Annotated in this window: 19 protein-coding genes; all 19 read right to left on the bottom strand. The window is 68.1% G+C overall.

Annotated elements, in window-relative coordinates; genetic code table 11:
• Positions 1-55: 55 nt before the first annotated feature.
• A complete protein-coding gene (locus tag ACH49X_RS31405; protein WP_067794648.1) occupies positions 56-2611 on the bottom strand; it encodes an ATP-dependent Clp protease ATP-binding subunit in 2556 nt (851 codons plus the stop codon).
• A gap of 290 nt (positions 2612-2901) precedes the next feature.
• Entirely contained in the window at positions 2902-3798 is an 897-nt protein-coding gene (locus tag ACH49X_RS31400; RefSeq protein ID WP_195078397.1) for a triacylglycerol lipase, read from the bottom strand.
• 133 nt (positions 3799-3931) lie between these two features.
• Positions 3932-4510, bottom strand: a complete 579-nt coding sequence (locus ACH49X_RS31395) for a DUF1772 domain-containing protein (protein WP_195078022.1) — start codon at positions 4508-4510, stop codon at positions 3932-3934.
• Between the two features lie 126 nt (positions 4511-4636).
• Positions 4637-5284 carry an FHA domain-containing protein gene (locus ACH49X_RS31390; protein ID WP_195044519.1) on the bottom strand — a complete coding sequence of 216 codons (648 nt, stop codon included), beginning with the start codon at positions 5282-5284 and terminating at the stop codon, positions 4637-4639.
• A gap of 182 nt (positions 5285-5466) precedes the next feature.
• On the bottom strand, positions 5467-5826 hold the full coding sequence (locus ACH49X_RS31385) for an Lsr2 family protein (protein WP_039794672.1): 360 nt from the start codon (positions 5824-5826) through the stop codon (positions 5467-5469).
• 115 nt (positions 5827-5941) lie between these two features.
• On the bottom strand, positions 5942-7498 hold the full coding sequence (gene lysS / locus ACH49X_RS31380) for a lysine--tRNA ligase (protein WP_397071604.1): 1557 nt from the start codon (positions 7496-7498) through the stop codon (positions 5942-5944).
• A gap of 204 nt (positions 7499-7702) precedes the next feature.
• The gene (locus ACH49X_RS31375) at positions 7703-8125 is read right to left on the bottom strand and encodes a rhodanese-like domain-containing protein (RefSeq protein WP_195078395.1); all 423 of its coding nucleotides are present in this window, start codon (positions 8123-8125) and stop codon (positions 7703-7705) included.
• A gap of 8 nt (positions 8126-8133) precedes the next feature.
• Complete coding sequence (locus ACH49X_RS31370) at positions 8134-8730, bottom strand: cysteine dioxygenase family protein (RefSeq protein WP_195078021.1); 597 nt, start codon at positions 8728-8730, stop codon at positions 8134-8136.
• 181 nt (positions 8731-8911) lie between these two features.
• On the bottom strand, positions 8912-9709 hold the full coding sequence (locus ACH49X_RS31365; protein ID WP_357208969.1) for a type III pantothenate kinase: 798 nt from the start codon (positions 9707-9709) through the stop codon (positions 8912-8914).
• Between the two features lie 17 nt (positions 9710-9726).
• Positions 9727-10146, bottom strand: a complete 420-nt coding sequence (panD, locus tag ACH49X_RS31360) for an aspartate 1-decarboxylase (RefSeq protein WP_067794633.1) — start codon at positions 10144-10146, stop codon at positions 9727-9729.
• 13 nt (positions 10147-10159) lie between these two features.
• On the bottom strand, positions 10160-11137 hold the full coding sequence (panC, locus tag ACH49X_RS31355; protein WP_357208968.1) for a pantoate--beta-alanine ligase: 978 nt from the start codon (positions 11135-11137) through the stop codon (positions 10160-10162).
• On the bottom strand, positions 11137-12081 hold the full coding sequence (locus tag ACH49X_RS31350; protein ID WP_357208967.1) for a DUF2520 domain-containing protein: 945 nt from the start codon (positions 12079-12081) through the stop codon (positions 11137-11139). The genes panC and ACH49X_RS31350 overlap by 1 nt, the downstream gene beginning before the upstream one ends.
• A gap of 140 nt (positions 12082-12221) precedes the next feature.
• On the bottom strand, positions 12222-13160 hold the full coding sequence (locus tag ACH49X_RS31345; RefSeq protein ID WP_357208965.1) for a DUF6779 domain-containing protein: 939 nt from the start codon (positions 13158-13160) through the stop codon (positions 12222-12224).
• A gap of 70 nt (positions 13161-13230) precedes the next feature.
• Positions 13231-13701: a DUF3180 domain-containing protein gene (locus tag ACH49X_RS31340; RefSeq protein WP_195078393.1), complete on the bottom strand. Its 471-nt coding sequence runs from the start codon at positions 13699-13701 to the stop codon at positions 13231-13233.
• A 2-nt stretch (positions 13702-13703) separates the two neighbouring features.
• Entirely contained in the window at positions 13704-14240 is a 537-nt protein-coding gene (gene folK, locus ACH49X_RS31335; RefSeq protein ID WP_357208963.1) for a 2-amino-4-hydroxy-6-hydroxymethyldihydropteridine diphosphokinase, read from the bottom strand.
• Between the two features lie 58 nt (positions 14241-14298).
• Positions 14299-14736, bottom strand: a complete 438-nt coding sequence (folB, locus tag ACH49X_RS31330) for a dihydroneopterin aldolase (RefSeq protein ID WP_195078016.1) — start codon at positions 14734-14736, stop codon at positions 14299-14301.
• Positions 14733-15590: a dihydropteroate synthase gene (gene folP, locus ACH49X_RS31325; RefSeq protein ID WP_195078392.1), complete on the bottom strand. Its 858-nt coding sequence runs from the start codon at positions 15588-15590 to the stop codon at positions 14733-14735. Before folP ends, folB begins: the two co-directional genes overlap by 4 nt.
• 71 nt (positions 15591-15661) lie before the next feature.
• The gene (gene folE, locus ACH49X_RS31320; RefSeq protein WP_323124589.1) at positions 15662-16273 is read right to left on the bottom strand and encodes a GTP cyclohydrolase I FolE; all 612 of its coding nucleotides are present in this window, start codon (positions 16271-16273) and stop codon (positions 15662-15664) included.
• 138 nt (positions 16274-16411) lie between these two features.
• Complete coding sequence (gene ftsH / locus ACH49X_RS31315; protein WP_195078014.1) at positions 16412-18787, bottom strand: ATP-dependent zinc metalloprotease FtsH; 2376 nt, start codon at positions 18785-18787, stop codon at positions 16412-16414.
• Positions 18788-19065: the final 278 nt, after the last annotated feature.

Genomic DNA, 19065 nt, shown 5'->3' with positions numbered 1-19065 from the left:
TCGAGAACACGAAAAAGCCCGTGCCCACGATGGGCACGGGCTTTTCGGTTGCGACTTACTCGCCCGAGGCGGCCTCGGTGGAGCCTTCCGTCGCGCCGGTCAGCACGACTTCGGGCTTCTCCTCGCTCGCGGCCTTGGTCAGCTTCGCCTTACCGGTGAAGGTGAACTTGGCGTCCTCGCCGGAGCCCTCGCCGTCCCAGCCCTCGACGTCGACCTCGATGGTCTGGCCGGGGCCGATCTCGCCGAAGAGGATCTTCTCCGACAGCTGGTCCTCGATCTCGCGCTGGATGGTGCGGCGCAGCGGCCTGGCACCGAGCACGGGGTCGAAGCCACGCTTGGCCAGCAGGTTCTTGGCGTTCGGAGTGAGCTCGATCGCCATGTCCTTGTTCTTCAGCTGCGTGGCGACGCGGCCGATCATCAGGTCCACCATCTCGACGATCTGCTCGTTGGTGAGCTGGTGGAAGACGATCACGTCATCGATGCGGTTGAGGAACTCCGGCCGGAAGTGCTTCTTCAGCTCGTCGTTGACCTTGAGCTTCATCCGCTCGTAGTTCGAGCCCTCGTTGTTGGACTGCGAGAAGCCAAGACCCACGGCCTTCGAGATGTCCGAGGTGCCGAGGTTCGAGGTGAAGATCAGCACCGTGTTCTTGAAGTCCACGGTCCGGCCCTGGCCGTCGGTCAGGCGACCGTCCTCCAGGACCTGCAACAGGGTGTTGTAGATCTCCTGGTGGGCCTTCTCGATCTCGTCGAACAGCACGACCGAGAACGGCTTGCGGCGCACCTTCTCGGTGAGCTGGCCGCCCTCTTCGTAGCCGACGTAGCCCGGAGGGGCGCCGAACAGCCGCGAAGCGGTGAAGCGGTCGTGGAACTCGCCCATGTCGATCTGGATGAGCGCGTCGTCGTCGCCGAACAGGAAGTTCGCCAGCGCCTTGGACAGCTCGGTCTTACCGACGCCGGACGGGCCGGCGAAGATGAACGAGCCGGACGGACGCTTCGGGTCCTTCAGGCCGGCACGGGTGCGGCGGATGGCCTTGGAGACCGCCTTGACCGCGTCCTCCTGGCCGATGATCCGCTTGTGCAGCTCGTCCTCCATGCGGAGCAGACGGGTGGTCTCCTCCTCGGTGAGCTTGAACACCGGGATACCGGTCCAGTTCGCCAGCACCTCGGCGATCTGCTCGTCGTCGACCTCGGCCACGACGTCCAGGTCACCGGAACGCCACTGCTTCTCCCGCTCGGCCCGCTTGGCGACGAGCTGCTTCTCCTTGTCGCGCAGCCGCGCGGCCTTCTCGAAGTCCTGCGCGTCGATCGCGGACTCCTTCTCCCGGCGCGCCTCGGCGATCTTGTCGTCGAATTCGCGCAGGTCCGGCGGAGCGGTCATGCGACGGATGCGCATCCGCGCGCCCGCCTCGTCGATCAGGTCGATCGCCTTGTCCGGCAGGAACCGGTCGTTGATGTAGCGGTCGGCCAGGGTGGCCGCGGCCACCAGCGCGCCGTCGGTGATGGAGACCCGGTGGTGCGCCTCGTAGCGGTCGCGCAGACCCTTGAGGATGTTGATGGTGTGCTCGACAGTCGGCTCGCCCACCTGCACCGGCTGGAACCGGCGCTCCAGGGCGGCGTCCTTCTCGATGTACTTGCGGTACTCGTCGAGGGTGGTCGCGCCGATGGTCTGCAGCTCGCCGCGGGCCAGCTTCGGCTTCAGGATCGAGGCCGCGTCGATGGCGCCCTCGGCGGCGCCCGCACCGACCAGCGTGTGCAGCTCGTCGATGAACAGGATGATGTCGCCGCGGGTGTTGATCTCCTTGAGCACCTTCTTCAGGCGCTCTTCGAAGTCACCGCGGTAGCGGCTGCCCGCGACCAGGGAGCCCAGATCGAGGGTGTAGAGCTGCTTGTCCTTCAGCGTCTCGGGGACCTCGCCGTTGACGATGGCCTGCGCGAGCCCCTCGACGACGGCGGTCTTGCCGACGCCGGGCTCGCCGATCAGCACCGGGTTGTTCTTGGTGCGGCGGCTGAGCACCTGCATGACCCGCTCGATCTCCTTCGAGCGGCCGATGACCGGATCGAGCTTGCCCTCGAGCGCGGCCTGGGTCAGGTTGCGACCGAACTGGTCGAGCACGAGCGAGGTGGACGGGGTGCCCGCCTCGCCGCGCGAGCCGGATTCGACCGGCTCCTTGCCCTGGTACCCGGACAGCAACTGGATGACCTGCTGGCGCACACGGTTGAGATCGGCGCCCAGCTTCACCAGCACCTGCGCCGCCACGCCCTCGCCCTCACGAATGAGGCCGAGCAGGATGTGCTCGGTACCGATGTAGTTGTGACCCAGCTGCAGCGCTTCGCGAAGGCTCAGCTCCAGCACCTTCTTGGCGCGCGGGGTGAACGGGATGTGACCGGACGGGGCCTGCTGGCCCTGGCCGATGATCTCCTCCACCTGGCTGCGCACGCCTTCCAGCGAAATGCCGAGCGACTCCAGCGACTTGGCCGCGACGCCCTCACCCTCGTGAATCAGCCCCAGCAGGATGTGCTCGGTGCCGATGTAGTTGTGGTTGAGCATCCGGGCCTCTTCCTGGGCCAGGACAACGACACGCCTCGCGCGGTCGGTGAACCTCTCGAACATCGCTCCCTCACTCTCCTGCTCCGACATTCTGGCAACAGACGCCGCAGTGTGCTGTGTACAACAACCGTGGGCGTCAGCCTGCCATGAAGCCCGGGGGTTGCGGCCCCCGCCTCCACTCTAGTTGGCGGGGGATGCCACCGCCGCCGGTCCACCCTATTGCCGACCGGCGACAGCACGGTCATTCACTCATAACGTGGGCGTCGCGGGATTCGTTTCCGGCCGGGTTTTGCCCTCAGCGAACAAACCGTCCACCGACCGGATCAGCGCCGCACACGTACGACCTCGGCCGCCTACCCCGTGTACGGGTCGACGAAACCGCAGGGCACCGGGCGTTGATGAGCGGGATCGAGCGCGTTGAGCACGTAGGTCGCGGCCCTCTTGCTGCCCGCTATGCCCGTATGCCCAGAGTAGTCCGTCGCGCAGCCGTCCTGAACCACGATGTTGGTCACATGGGGGCCGGTCACCAAGCCGGAGGTATACGGAACCACCAGCTCGTCGAGCACGGTCGCGATATTGGTGTAGGTCACGTCGGGGTGGTAGACGCCGTCCGCGTTGAGCGCCCGCACGAATTCCGACCCTTGCAGCACCTGACGGCAGGCGTTGCACGGCGATCCGGCCACGGCGTCGAACAGCGGGCCGAGGCCGAGGCGCGTGCCGAACGCGTTCAGGTCGGCCATCCCGTAGGCGTTCGAGCCCTGCCACGGCGGGGCCAGGCCGACCATCTTGTCCACCTTGCCCGCGCCCGCGAGCCGTTTGACGAAGTAGTTGCCGATGAAGTTGCCCTGGGAGTGGCTGATCAGATCGACCTTCCGCGCGCCGGTCGCGGCGCGCACCCGCTCCACGAAACCGGCCAGCTGAGCCGCGCTCTGCTCGATCGGGAGCATGCCGCCGATGGCCGACGCGGGCCACGGCAGGTTGTAGGCGCCGAACGTGGCCGCGTACACGCAGTAGCCCTCGTTGGCCAGCAACGGCGCGTACACGCCCCAATTCGTCTGTGCGCCACCACCGGTGCCGTGCACGAGAACCACCGGGTTCGGATGCTCGGAGCTGGGCCGGCAGGACCAGTCGTTGGTGCCGGGCAGTGAGCCGCCCGGATTGGCGAGTTCGGCGGGAATGCCCGCGAAGAAGTTGAACTCGACCGGATATCGATCCTGCGCGTGCGCCGCACCCGCGGCGGCGCACACCATGGCGAGCAGAACGATGAACAACGAAAAGCCTGGGACACGCCGCACGATAGCCTCCCGGTCCGGTCTCGTCTTCCGGGAAGCTACCGCACGGAGTGGACCGGACGGCGCAGATTCCGGCGGGTCGTTGCGGAAACTAGCTCTGACCGAGGGCCGACGCGCCGGAGGGGTGCGACGCCACGTTCACCTGGCCTGTCCCGGCCGCGACGGAGGCCTTCCCCTGCTGGACGCCGGCGACGAACAGGGCGCCGCACAGCGCCAGGAAGGCCAGCGTGTGGCAGACGCCGCGCACGATGTTCCAACGCACCCAGGCGGATTCGAAATCGGCGCGCACGGCGGCCGGATCGGTGAGCGACGCCGGGTCGCCCGCGGCGGCCAGCTGGTCGTTGAGCGGGACGTTCAGCCCGGAGGTCACGGCGAAGGCGATCACGTTGAGGACGAGCGCGACGCCGATCCAGATCAGCGTGCTCCGCTGCTCGCGGCCCAGATGCAGCGCCGCGGCCAGGACGGTGAACCCGACCGTGCCGAGGAAGCCGATCATGAACCAGGGATTGATGATCACGACGTTGATCTTCTGCATCACGTCGACCATCGCGCGATCGCCGGTGCGGGCCAGCGCGGGCATCACCGAGTTGGCGTACGCGTAGAAAAGGCCTGCGATCAGGCCCGTCGCCAGTGTGGCGAGCACCAGCGCGGCGAGACGTGTGGCGGTCATGACTTCCTCCTGCTCGGAAACCCGCCGGAGTCGTTCCGGCTGCATGCTCCGAGTCAAGCCGTCGTCGCGCCGACTCTCCATGGTCGAGAAGCTCGACCGGATGAGCGAGGGTCTACGGTGGAGGTCTCACAGGTCCCGATCGGAAATGAGCCCACTCTGCATGGCCAGTCCAGCCAGCCGCACCCGCTTCTGGTTCTGCGGCAGATCCTCGACCCCGAACTTGGCGAACAACGCGCGCAGGTGGGTCTTGATCGCGTCCACGCTGAGGAACAGCTCCTCGGCGATCTGCTGATTGGAGGCCGGCGTGGCGAAACCGGCGCCGTGCTTGTACGGGCGGCAGAGCGCGATCAGGACCGAGCGCTGCGTTTCGGTGAGCGACCGCGCGGTGGGTATCGAGCCGGTGGACGTGCGGGTGATGTCGTCGGAGACGCCGCCGAAGTCGTGAAACGACACCCGCGAGGTACCGACCCGGATGACGTCGCCCGCCATCAGCCTGCGGCGTCCGACCAGCCGGTCCCCGTTGACGAACGTGCCGTTGCGGGAGAGGCCGTCGTCCACGATGGTCCAGTGCGCGCCCAGGTATTCGACCGCGGCGTGCAGCCGGGAGACCTCGGCGTCCCAGCTCAGGGCGAGATCGGCATGCGGGGAGCGGCCGATGGTGACGCGGCCGCGGTCGGGCGTGAGCGTGAACTCCTGCTGCCGGCCTGCGTCATCGGTGAACCGCAAAAATGATCCGACGAATCCTGTCACTGCGCCGATACCTCGCCTCTCCATACCGCCAGTGACCGTCGCACGTTTCCATGGTGCCGCGTCGGGGTACCGCGAGCAAGATCGATTCCTCCGCCGTGACGGGCCACCGTGCCATCCGGTCTCGCTGCTATATCGAAGCCCTATCACAAACAAGACCGCCGCCCCGACGTCGCACGATTCGCCGGGACGGCGGCCGGGAAAAAGAACTATCCCTTCGCGGCCTTGTTGTACGCGTCGGTGATGTCGGCGGAGATGCGGCCACGCGCGGACACCTTGTGTCCATTACGACGCGCCCACTCACGAATTGCGGCGCTTTGTTCCCGATCGATCGAGACCCGGCTCTTCGGAGTGCCCGTGGCGGCCGCGGCGGCCTTGACCCGGCGCCGGCCGCTGACCCGGCGCGCATTCGAAACCCACTCCTCCAAACCGTCGCGCAGCTTCGCCGCATTTGCCGACGACAGGTCGATCTCGTACGACACACCGTCGATCGCAAACTCGATGGTCTCGTCTGCGATGGACTCACCGTCGACATCGTCGATCAGGCTAACGGTGACCTTCTTTGCCATGAGATGAACGTCCTCTCGAAATCGTGCGACCCGCATACTAGGCCGATTACCCGAGGCAAGAATACCTCGAATTCCGGAAATTCCAAGACGGAGCCGCTGCTTTGCAATCCAGTGGTCACCTGGTGACCGGACGCACAATTGGGAACAGTATCGTTTCTCGGATTCCCAAACCCGTGAGCGCCATCAACAACCGATCGATTCCCATACCGGTTCCGGTCGTCGGCGGCATGCCGTGCTCCATCGCGGCGAGGAAGTCCTCGTCCAGCACCATCGCCTCGTCGTCGCCCTGCGCGGCCAGCCGAGCCTGGTCGACGAACCGCTCGCGCTGGATCACCGGGTCGACCAACTCCGAATAGCCCGTGGCCAACTCGAAGCCGCGGACATAGAGGTCCCACTTCTCCGTGACGCCGGCGGTGCTGCGATGCTGCCTGGTCAACGGGGATGTCTCCACCGGGAAGTCGCGCACGAAAGTCGGTGCGTACAGCTTGTCGCCATACTGGTGTTCCCAGAGTTCCTCGACGAGTTTCCCGTGGCCGTAGCCCTTGCCCTCCGGAATTTCCAGACCGACCCGATCCGCGAGTGCGCGCAATTCGTCGACCGACGTTTCCGGGGTGACCTGCACACCCAGCGCGTCCGACAGCGAAGGATACATCTCGACGGTGGCCCACTCGCCGCGCAGATCGTATTCGGTGCCGTCGGCCAAGGTCACCACCTGCGTGCCGAACGCCTCCTGCGCCACTTCCTGCACCAATTCCCGGATCATCACCGCCGAGTCGTCATAGGTGCCGTAGGCCTGGTAGGTCTCCAGCATGGCGAACTCGGGGGAATGCGTGGAGTCCGCGCCCTCGTTCCGGAAGTTCCGGTTGATCTCGAACACCCGCTCCAGGCCGCCGACCACGCAGCGCTTGAGGAACAACTCGGGCGCGATGCGCAGGTAGAGGTCCATGTCCAGGGCGTTGGAATGGGTGACGAACGGCCGGGCCGCCGCGCCGCCGTGCAGCGTCTGCAGCATCGGCGTCTCCACCTCGAGGAAGCCCCTGCGCTCGAGCGCGTTGCGCAGCGCGCGCACCACGGCGATGCGGGTACGGGCCATCTCCCTGGCCTCAGGACGCACGATCAGGTCGACATAGCGCTGCCGGACCCGCGACTCCTCGTTCATCTCCTTGTGCGCCACCGGCAGCGGCCGCAGGGCCTTCGCCGCCATGAACCAGGAATCGGCCATGACGCTCAGTTCCCCGGTTCGCGAGGAGATGACCTCGCCGTGCACGAAAACGAAGTCACCGAGATCGACGTCCGCCTTCCAGGCGGCGAGAGCGTCCGCGCCGACCCCGTTCAGACTGATCATCGCCTGCAGCTTGGTGCCGTCGCCTTCCTGCAGTGTCGCGAAACACAACTTGCCGGTATTACGCAGGAATATGACGCGTCCGGCGACGCCGACCTCTTGCCCGGTGGCGGTGTCGGCTGCCAGGTCCGGATATGCGGCCCGAATTTCCGCCAGGGTATGCGTGCGCGGCACGACGACGGGATACGCCTCGCCACCGGCCGCGAGCAGCCGCTCCCGCTTCTCCCGGCGAATCCGTATCTGCTCCGGGGCATCGTCGGCGGCCTGCGCCACGGCGGGCCGCGAATCCGATGTCGACGCGCTGGAAGATGCAGAGTTCGGGGTGCTCACATCGAACAACCCTAGCGTGCACCGGAAATCGTTTTGCGCGCCGCCCGGACTCCGACCCGGAGTAACGAAACGGTATCGATGCGGGGCCCCGCCCGAGCGGTCGGAGCCGACGTCCCGGAGACGCGAAATAGCCGGTGCGCATCACCGTGTGTGCGAAAACAGCTGCGCGACCGGCTATTTCGAGATGGAAGTGTTGACGGGTAATTACAGCGAGGCGAGCGCTTCGGCCTCACGCACGAAGTGCGGCGCCCCGACGGCGACGTTCAACAGCCCGGCGGCCTTCAACGCCTGGTAACCGCCGACCAGATCGGTCGCCCGGTGCAGCCCGAGTTGTTGCAGCGCGGCGGCGGCCAAGCTGGAGGTATAGCCCTCGGAGCAGACGATGATCCATTCCACGTCGTGATCGGCGGCCAGCGCCAAGCGGGCCGAGCTGGTCGGGTCCAGCCGCCATTCCAGGACATTGCGTTCGATCACCAAGGCGCCGGGCAAGGTGCCCTCCCGGCCGCGTTGCGCCTGGGGGCGGATATCCACCAGAATGGCGCCGCGCTCGATGGCTTCCGGCAATTCGAAGGCGTAGATCCGGTCGAGTCGGGCCCGTGCGTTCTCGAGCATCTGATCGATGGTCAAACGGGTCATCACATGTCACCTTCGGGCTGGTCGGTGAGGACGGTTCGAGTGCGCCGCAGGGTGCCGTGGCCGGTCACCTCGTAATACGACATGGCGGTGAGCGGCGGGGAATAAGCGTGCACGCTGAGCGTCGGATCGGGCGGGCCCGCGGATTCGACGACGCCGGGTGCCCGCATCACGTCGTGCACCCAGCCGATCGGGAAGGACGCCTGATCACCCGCCGCGAGCGTACGGCAACGCAGTTCCGTTCCGTTCCAACGGTATTCGGACAGCGCGCCGCTGAGCACGGTGAGCGCGCCGAGCGACCCGGCATGGTCGTGCAGCTCGGTCGACTTGCCCGGCGTCCAGCTGATCAGCCAGACGTCGACCTCGTCGTCGGAGAGCAGTCTGGTCGCCCAGCGCTCGTCCTGCGGCCATATCCCACCAGCGGGAAGGAGATGGTCATAGCGTCCGGCCAGCACATCCTCGGCGCCTTCGTCGGTCAGCCGCAGCAGGTCGGCCGGGCGCAACCGGGTGGGCAGGGCGGGGGCCACCGAGCGTTCCACCGGCGGGGTAGCCGACAGCGCGGTACGCGCGGAAGAAAGGGAAAGGACAGAAGAACGCATGAGCGAATCTCCAGGAGGAAGGTAACGGTCGAGGGCGGGAAGTCAGCCTCGATCGGTCGAGGCGAGTCAGCCTCGACAACACTCCTGGGTGCTCACGTGGAAGGTCACGAGAAGGAGTTTAACAGCATGCGACGCGGTGCCGACAAGTACCTGGCCTGCGACAAATCCGACACCGCGCATATCAGACATTTCCCTTGCGCCGCTGGTTGCGTTCGTATACGAGCCGCAGGCCGGTCAACGTGAGATGCGGGTCGTGGTCGTCGATCGTTTCCGACTCGGGGACGATCAACGGCGCGGTCGCGCCGGTCGCCACCACCGCGACGTCGTCGCCTGCGAAGGCGTCGAACTCGTCGCGAATCCGATCGATCAGGCCGTCCACCAGTCCGGCGAAACCGAATACCGCGCCGGACTGCATGCATTCCATGCTGTTCTTCCCCAGCACCGACCGCGGCCTGGTCAACTCCGCCCGCCGCAGCGCACTGCGCTCTACCAGGGCTTCCGTGGAGATCTCCACGCCGGGGGCGATGATCCCGCCCAGGAACTCGCCCTTCTTCGACACCAGATCCACACAGATCGCCGTGCCGAAATCGACGACGATCGCAGGCCCGGAATACCGCTGGTAAGCGGCCAGGCAATTGACGATGCGGTCGGCGCCGACTTCTTTCGGATTGTCCACCAGCAGCGGAATGCCCGTGCGCACACCGGGTTCCACCAGCACGTGCGGAACATGCCCCCAGTATTGGCCGAGCATGCCGCGCAGTTCGCGCAGCACGGGCGGCACCGTGGAAAGCGCCGAGACGCCGATCACCTCGTCCAGTTGCGCGCCGACCAGCCCGCGCACCTGCATGGCGAATTCGTCGGCGGTCAGCAGCGGATTGGTGTGCATCCGCCAGTGGCGCACGAGTTTCGAATGGGCTCCGGAACCGGAGAACAAGCCGAGTTCGATACTCGTATTGCGGACATCGATGGTCAGCAACATGTCCGGCTCGCCGCTGCTCAGACGAACGACAGCGAGCGCGGCGAGGTCAGGCCGGAACCCTCCGGCGCGTGCGCCGGATCCGAACCGAGTTCGACCGGGCGGTTGCGCTCGTCGACGAACACGACCTTGGGGTCGTATTCCGCGATCTCCTGCTCGTTCATCTGGCCGTAGGCGATCAGGATGACGAGGTCGCCGGGGTGCACCAGGTGAGCCGCGGCGCCGTTGATCCCGATCACCCCCGAACCCCGCTCCCCGGCGATGACGTAGGTCTCCAGGCGGGCGCCGTTGTCGATGTCGACGATGCAGACCTGCTCGCCTTCCAGCAGATCGGCGGCGTCGAGCAGATCCTGGTCGACGGTGACCGAGCCGACGTAGTGCAAGTCGGCGTGCGTCACGGTGGCACGGTGGATCTTCGACTTCATCATGGTGCGCAGCATCGCGTCGGCCTTTCTAGTTCGCGGGAGGAATCGGGGCGGGATCGGACACCGCCGGTACGGGCTGGGAGTCCACGGCGGGCCGCGAACCGGAGACGTTGGGGTGGCCGTCGATCGGAGCGCCGAGCGTGACGGCGATGTTGTCGATCAACCGGGTCGCGCCGACCCTGGCCGCGATCAATAATCTGGCGTTGCCGGTGGCCGGGGCGGGGCCGAGGGTGGCCGAGCGCAGCTCCAAGTAGTCGACCTCCACACCGGTCGCGGCGTCGAGCACCTGGTTGGCGGCGGCGAGCACCGCATCGCCGCCGAGGCCGCCCGCGTGCTTGCCCGCCGACAGCGCGGCCGACAAAGCGAGCGCCGCTTCGCGCTGCACCGGGTCGAGATAGCGGTTGCGTGAGGACATGGCCAGGCCGTCGGGCTCGCGGACGGTCACCACCGGGGTGATCTTCACGTCGAAATTCAGGTCGCGGACCATCTGCCGGATCAAGGTGAGCTGCTGGTAGTCCTTCTCGCCGAAGAACGCCTCGGTCGGCCGCGCGATCTGCAGCAGTTTGGCGACCACGGTCAGCATGCCCGCGAAGTGGGTCGGGCGGCTGGCCCCTTCCAGCTCCGCGCCGAGCGGGCCCGGATGCACCGTGGTGCGCGGGCCGTCCGGATACATGTCCGACACGCTGGGCGCGAACACCAGCTCGACACCCTCCGCGCGCAGCAGCTCGACGTCGGCGTCCAGCGTGCGCGGGTACTCGTCCAGATCCTCGTTCGCCCCGAACTGCAGCGGGTTGACGAAGATCGACACGATGACCACCTGGTTGGTCCGCTTGGCCAGCCGCACGATCTCCAAGTGCCCCTCGTGCAGCGCGCCCATGGTCGGCACCAGCGCGACGGTGCGGCCGACGCCGCGCAGCGCGGCGGACACCGCGCCGAGCACGGCGGGATCGTGGTGCACGGTCAGCGCGCCGGGCCGGTACGCGCCGCGCAATTTCGGGTCGAACATCAGCGTCCTTCCAGCAGTTCGATGACGGCGGGTGCGGTGCCTGCGCGTTCCGCGGTGCGCAGCGACAGCGCGCGATACGCCTCGGCCAACCGGGCATCGACCGACGCCAGCGCGGTCAGATGCGCCGCCACCGCGTCCGCGTCGCCACGCGCGACCGGGCCGGTCAGCGCGGACTGGCCGCGGCGCAGCGCGTTGTCCAGCGCCGCCGACGCCAAGGGCGCGAGCAGACGCTCGGCCAGACCGTTCGGTTGCTCGTCGACCAGCTGCTGTCCCAGCAAGCCGGGGCCGGTCAGCGCGGCGCGCAACGCGGCCACCGCGTCGATGATCACCGTGACCAGGTGATTGCTGCCGTGCGCCAGCGCGGCGTGATACAGCGGCCGGTTCTCCTCCCTGACCCGGACCGGCTCGCCGCCCATCTCGATCACCAGCGACTGCGCGATGGCATAGCCGACCTCGTCGGCGGCGGTGATGCCGAAGCACGCGTTGCCGAGGCGGGCCACGTCCTCGTCGTGTCCGGTGAAGGTCATCGCCGGATGGATGGCGAGCGCGAGCGCACCGGCCTCGGCCAGCGGCGCGAGTACGCCGACGCCGTTCGCGCCGGACGTGTGGGCGACGATGGTGCCAGGCCGGACCACTCCGGCACCGGCCAGACCACGAACCAGGCCGGGAAGCTCGGTGTCGGGCACGGCCAGCAGCAGCAGCTCGCTGCGGGCGGCCACCTGCTCGATCGGCAGGATCTCCGAATCGGGCAGCCGGGTCCTGGCACGGCGCACCGACGCGTCGGAGATCGCGCAGACGCCGAACACGACGTGTCCGGCGCGCTCCAGCGCGACGCCCAATGCCGAGCCCACGCGTCCCGCCGAGACGATTCCCACCGTCAGGCGTGCGGGCGCGGGGTCGTAGCCCGAATCAGCGTTGTCGGAATTCACGCTTCTCGAGGTCAACGTTGTCCTCTCGATGTCGTTCCAGTCCCGCCATGCGGGTACCGGACGGTACGCCAAGAGGATATCCAGAGCCGCTTCGCCGCCGCCACGGGGTGCGCGCGTGATCTAGGCCGCAGTACCCGAGCCGGGCTCGGCCAGGATCACCGGCGCTCGCGCTCCTCGGATTGCAGGTTGGCCATGATCTCCGCGACCGAGAGACGGCGCGAGGACGTCTCGTCGTCGCTCTCGGCCCGCCTGCGCCTGCGCGCGCTCGGCGTGCCCATGGGCGTCGAAGCCGGCCGAGGGGCCGGTTCCGGCGTCGACCGCGCGGCCGGCTGGGTCGCGGGCTCGTCCAGCGGCTCGTCCACGGTCTCGGTGAAGGCGTCGGCCCAGCCGCGCGGCTCGGCGTACCGTGCCTGCTGCGCATCGGGCTGCTCGGCGTCGTCGTCGATGGAGACGACCGCGGTCTCCGCGGTGACCGGATCGTCGAACGGACTGGCGAAGACCGGCGGCTGCGGATGATCGGGCTCGAAGATCGGCGTCATACTGCTGCGCGGTTGCTGGTCGGCGAACAGCGACCACATCCCGGCATTCGCGGAGCTATTGTTCCCCGATTCCCCGCCCGAGCTGGTCAGCTCCTGGATCCTGGTCGCGTCGGCGCGCAACGCGGGGCGATCCATCGGCAGATCGCCGTCGAACAGCCGCTGCAGGCTCTGGCGCAGCACGGTCAGCTCCGCTCGCAAGGCCGCGAGTTCGGCCGCGTCGGCGCCCACTTCCTCGCGTACCCGCGCCTCCACGCCGAGTTCGTACTCGCGGCGCGCGGTGACCTCCCGCTCCAGCTGCAACTCGTAGACGGTCTGCAGATCGCGGACCTTCGCCTTATCGATCGTCGCCTCTTTGCGGTACTTCGTCGCAGCCAGAGCCCCGATCGCCGCGGCCCACAGGGCCGCGACCAGACCTACCCGTACGAACTCGACGCTATTGCTGAAGATCAGGAAAATACTGGCAACCAGACCGAGCACGATCAGGACGCCGACGAAGAATTTTCCCGCGTCGTCCCGCCGTCCACGGGAAGTGCTGCTACGGGAGGGTGAAACCATGCCAGCCAGGGTAGCCAATTGCTCGAGCCACGCCCAGATTCCGGTTTTGTGATTCCGTTCGCCAGGCTAGCTATGTAGTTGCCGCATCATCGGTAGGATCCTCCGGCGCCCGGCAGCAGTACTCCAGCCAGAGGGCCGCAGCAACCAAAGCGACACCCGCCAGCATCCCGACGATCGCACCGGGACTGTCGGCCGCGGCCGCGCGCAGCGTGCCGCGCTGCGGGAAGACCCAGCACAGGAAGCCGAGCCAGATACCAGCGGCGATCGAACCGACCTGCGCCGACGCCTTGGCCAGCGCGACGGCGCGGGCCGCGGTGATCGGATGCAGCTGGTGGCGTCCGTCGCCGATCTGATGATCGTTGACGCGCGCTCGGATGACGAAGGCGAGCACAGCCTCGATCGCGGCCACCGGATACAGCGAGGCGCCGGCGAAGACCGAGATCGGCGGAAAGTTGTCATAGGCCGCCCTGGTGGCGATCCACGCGACGATCGCGGCGATCAACACGTTCGCCACGAGGTCCAGAATGCGAGTCGGCTTCAGTTTCACGACGCCGCGCCCGTCAGCGAGAACTCGGTGCGCCGCACCCCGGCGCGCTCGGCCGGATCGAGCCGGGCCAGCAGATCCGCGACGGCGTGCGGTGCGCCGTCGACCTCCAGCACCGCGTCCGGCGCCACGTCCAGCCACGGCACCAGCACGAAGGCGCGCCGATGCGCCTGCGGGTGCGGGAGTATCAGATCCGGGTCGGAACTGCGGCACGCGACCGGCCGGCCGTCGCGCAGTTCGGCGCACCACACCACGTCCACGTCGAGAGTGCGTGCACCCCAGCGCACTTCACGAACCCGCCCCGCGGCCTGTTCCAGCTCCTGGCCGCGACGCAGCCAGTCGGCGCAGCCGAAAGCCGGATCCTCGACCAGCACAGCGGCATTGAGATAGTCCCCTTGCGGTACGCCACCCCAGGGCGGGGTGGCGTACACGGCGGAGACCGCCAGCACGCGATGGCCGAACCCGTCCAGGACGCTGCGCAGGTGCGCGAGCCGGTCACCCAGATTCGAACCGATGGACAGCACGGCGCGGGTCATCGGCGCGCCTCCGCGACGCCCGGCACGGTGAAAAAAGCCGCGCCGCAGTTGCGCTCGCTCATTCGGCGGGCTCCCCCCGGTGGCGCGAGGTGATCACCCGCACATCGGCGAACGTGTGCGGGATCGGCGCGGACGGCTTGTGCAACACCACCTCGACCGACTTGATCCGCGGATCGGTCATCACGTCGTCGGCGATCTCCGACACCACCGTTTCGATGAGATCGCGCGGCGGCCCTTGGACGATGCGCACCGCCCGCTCGGCCAGCGCGCCGTAATCCACGGTGGCCGCCAGATCGTCGGATGCCGCGGCCGCGGCGAAGTCCAGCCAGACCGTCAGATCGACCAGGAACTCCTGGCCGTCGCGGCGCTCGTGCTCGAACACGCCGTGGTGCCCATAGGCGCGCAGGCCGCGCAACTCGATGCGGTCGGCGCCGCGCCGCAGCGCCGGATCACGCGGCGGTGCATCGTCTTCGGCGTTGACCGGGGACCGGCTCATCGTTGAGCTCCTTGCGCACTGGATCGGGCGGTGTCGTGCTGTGCGGCGCGCTGCCGTGCGGCATTCTGCCACGCGTCGGTGACCGCGATGGCGTCCAGCGAGGCGCGCACGTCGTGCACCCGCACCCCCCACGCGCCGTGCAACGCGGCCAGCGCCGAGATGGTCGCTGTGGCCGTCTCCCGGCCGTCCGGTGGACGCAAACCCGCTTCGTCGGCCAGCAGCGCACCGAGAAACCGCTTGCGGGAGGCGCCGATCAGGACCGGAAGCCCGCGCGCGACCAATTCCGGCAGCGCTGCGAGCAGTGCCCAGTTGTGCTCGGCGTTCTTCGCGAAGCCCAGGCCGGGGTCGAGGAGCAGCCGCGACGGCTCGACGCCCGCGGCGACGGCCGAGTCCACCTGCGCGTCCAACTCGGCGACCACCTCCGCGACCACGTCGTCGTAGTGGTCGGCCGGTCCGGTGTGCCGGTAGTCGGCGCCCGCCCGCCAGTGCATGAGGATCCACGGAACGCCCGCGGCGGCCACCACGCGCACCATGTCGGCGTCGGCGCGACCGCCGGAGACGTCGTTGACCACCGACACCCCGGCTTCGATCGCCGCTTCGGCGACGGCGGCGCGCATGGTGTCCACGCTGGTCGGCACGCCCGCTGCGACCAGTCCGCGGATGACCGGCGTCACCCGCGCGGTCTCGGTCGCCGCGTCGATGCGAACCGCGCCCGGCCTGGTCGACTCGCCGCCGACGTCGATGATGTCCGCGCCCGCGGCGTGCAGCCGAATGCCGTGCGCGACAGCCAGCTCGGGATCGAGGTATCGCCCGCCGTCGGAGAACGAATCGCTGGTGACGTTCACCACGCCCATCACCACACAGGAGCGCCCGTCGCGGGCGCCGAGGCTGTCGATGCGCCTCGGTGGGGACACCGGGGGCCCGCTCACTTCCGCAGGATCAGATCGAGCGCCTCGGCGCGCGAGGCGGCGTTGGACTGCAGCAGTCCGCGCACCGCGGAGGTGGTCGTGCTCGCGCCCGGCTTGCGGATGCCGCGCATCGCCATGCACAGATGCTCGGCCTCGACCACGACGATCGCGCCGCGCGGGTCCAGCTTGCGCATCACCGCGTCGGCGATCTGGCTGGTGAGCCGCTCCTGCACCTGCGGACGCTTGGCGTACAGGTCGACCAGACGGGCGAGTTTGGACAGGCCGGTGACCCGACCGTGCGGGCCGGGGATGTAACCCACATGGGCGACCCCGTGGAAGGACACCAGATGGTGTTCACAGGTGGAGTACATCGGAATGTCCCTGACCAGCACCAGTTCCTGATGCCCCTCATCGAAGGTGGTGTTGAGCACCGAATCCGGTTCCACGTAGAGCCCGGCGAAGGTTTCTCGGTAGGCGCGCGCGACCCGGGCGGGCGTGTCGAGCAGTCCTGGCCGGTCCGGGTCCTCGCCGACGGCGATCAGCAACTCCCGTACCGCCGCTTCGGCCCGCGCCTGATCGAACGATCTGCCCGTTTCCAGTGCCACGAGGCCAGGCTCCGGCACGCCGATGTCGACACCGTCGTGTTCCGCTTCGGCGAGGGTGTGACCACCGCCATGCTCGTTGGCCGACAATCGAGGACACCTCCAAACTCCCCGGGCGCCGGCAATCTCTCGGCACCCCAGATGGTCGAGCCTAATCGTCACTGATCAGTGACGACCGTTCGGTCCATCCCAATCGCCGTCGCCCTCGCCGTTCGGATTCGCCCTGCGCGGCTCGTCATAGCCGCCGCGGTCGCCGTAGCCGTCCCGCTCGTAGCCGCCTTCGGGCGAACCCTGCGGACCCCACTGCTGGTAGCCGTGCCTGGGCTGCTGGTCGCCCCAGCCGGGCTGACCCTGCTGCGGCTCGTCGCGCGGCGGCCAGCCGGGAGCCGACCAACCCGCCGGAGCGCCGTAGTCCGGGCGCGACCCGTGCGTGCCCTGCCGCGGATAGGCCGGAGCCTCCGGCAGCGGGTAGCCGGGCGCGGACGGGCGGGGGTACTGCGGCGGAGCGCCGTAACCGCTGCCGTGCGGCGGGTACCCGTTGGCGGGCTGCGGCTCGCGCTGGGCGGAGGCGGCCACCGGCTTCACCACCGGCTCCGGCGGCCAGGATTCGCCGCGCTCGGCGGCCAGCTCGCCCGGCGTCTTCACCGGCGGCTTGTCCGAGGGGACGCGCTCGCCGAAATCGTTGAACGCGGTGATCCTGGGGCGCTTCTGCACCGAGGCGAGGATCTGCTCGAGATCCTTGCGGTGCAGCGTCTCGCGCTCCAGCAGCGCGGTGGCCAGGTCGTCGAGCACGTCGCGGTACTCGTTCAGGATGGCCCACGCCTCGGTGTGCGCGGCCTCGATCAGGTTGCGCACCTCCTCGTCGATCGCGCCCGCCACCTCGTGCGAATAGTCCGAACCCATGCCCATCGAGCGGCCGAGGAACGGGTCGCCCTGCTCCTGGCCGTAACGGACCGCGCCCAGCCGTGCGCTCATGCCGTACTCGGTGACCATCGCGCGCGCGATCTTGGTGGCCTGGTCGATATCGGAGGACGCACCGGTGGTCGGCTCGTGGAACACCAGTTCCTCGGCCGCGCGGCCACCCATCGCCATGACCAGGCGGGCGATCATCTCCGAGCGGGTCATCAGGCCCTTGTCGTCCTCGGGCACGGTCATCGCGTGGCCGCCGGTGCGGCCGCGCGCCAGGATGGTGACCTTGTAGACCGGCTCGATGTCCGGCATCGCCCAGGCGGCCAAGGTGTGCCCGCCCTCGTGATAGGCGGTGATCTTCTTCTCGTGCTCGCTGATGATCCGGCTCTTGCGGCGCGGGCCGCCGATCACGCGATCGACCGACTCCTCCAGTGATTCGCCGGTGATCACCGCGCCGTTCTCGCGGGCGGTGAGCAGCGCGGCCTCGTTGATCACGTTGGCCAGGTCGGCGCCGGACATGCCGACGGTGCGCTTGGCCAGGCCGTCCAGATCGGCGTCCGGCGAGATCGGCTTGCCCTGCGAATGCACGCGCAGGATGGCGCGGCGACCGGCGAGGTCGGGGTTGCCGACCGGGATCTGCCGGTCGAACCGGCCGGGACGCAGCAGCGCCGGGTCGAGGATGTCCGGGCGGTTGGTCGCGGCGATCAGGATGATGCCGGTGCGGTCGCCGAAGCCGTCCATCTCCACCAGCAGCTGGTTGAGGGTCTGCTCGCGCTCGTCGTGACCGCCGCCGAGGCCGGCGCCGCGCTGGCGGCCGACCGCGTCGATCTCGTCGACGAAGATGATGCACGGGCTGTTCTGCTTGGCCTGCTCGAACAGGTCGCGCACACGGGAGGCGCCGACGCCGACGAACATCTCCACGAAGTCCGAACCGGAGATGGTGAAGAACGGCACACCGGCCTCGCCCGCGACGGCGCGGGCCAGCAGGGTCTTACCGGTGCCCGGCGGGCCGTAGAGCAGGACGCCCTTGGGGATCTTGGCGCCGAGGGCCTGGTAGCGGACCGGGTTCTGCAGGAAGTCCTTGATCTCGTAGAGTTCCTCGACCGCCTCGTCGGCTCCGGCCACGTCGGCGAACGTGGTCTTGGGCATGTCCTTGGACAGCTGCTTGGCCTTCGACTTGCCGAAGCCCATCATGCCGCCGCGGCCGCCGCCCTGCATGCGGGCCATCACGAAGATGAACAGGCCGAGCAGGATCACCATCGGCAGCACGAACAGCAGGATTTGGGTGAACCAGCTCTCCTGCTTGACCACGGTGTTGTAGGGCGCGCCGGAGTTCTTCACGGCCGAGAAGATCTGCGCGGAGGTCTCGCTGCCGCCCGGATACTTCGCGATGATCCTGGTCTGTCCGCCGGTGGCGTCGTTGCCGTCCTTCAGCTCGATGCGCAGCTGCTGCTCGCGATCATCGATCTGGACGTTCTGGACGTTGCTCTTGTTCTCGAGCTGGCTGAGGGCAACCGATGTATCGACGCTCTTCCAGCCCCGCGTGTCGTTGCCGAAGTAGCTGAACGCATAGATCACGAGCAGAATGCCCGAGACTATGGCCAGGGTGCGAAACACAGTCTTGCGGTTCATAGAGCGTCGGCCGGGGCGGCCAGTCCTTTCCGGTGTCTCCGGTTCTTGCCTAGCGATGCGTCTGGCGCGTCCGGTTCCGCGGGGGTTCGGATGCGGACAAGCCACGTTACCGCGTACGGTCTACTCGATACATCGCGCAGTTCGGCTGCAGGTGCAGTTAAAGAGGTAAACGGCCGGAGACCGACGGTGGTTCCCGATGTCTCCGGTTCGGCTTCCTCCAAGTGGCAACAATCATGGCATGTTCGGCCTATCGTGAGCGACGACACAACATCGCGGCG

Origin of the sequence: Nocardia sp. NPDC019323, from assembly GCF_044389845.1 — a bacterium.
GTDB classification, from domain to species: Bacteria; Actinomycetota; Actinomycetes; order Mycobacteriales; family Mycobacteriaceae; genus Nocardia; species Nocardia implantans.
Note: the sequence above shows the minus strand (reverse complement) of the source record. Positions and strands in the feature narration are given on the sequence as shown.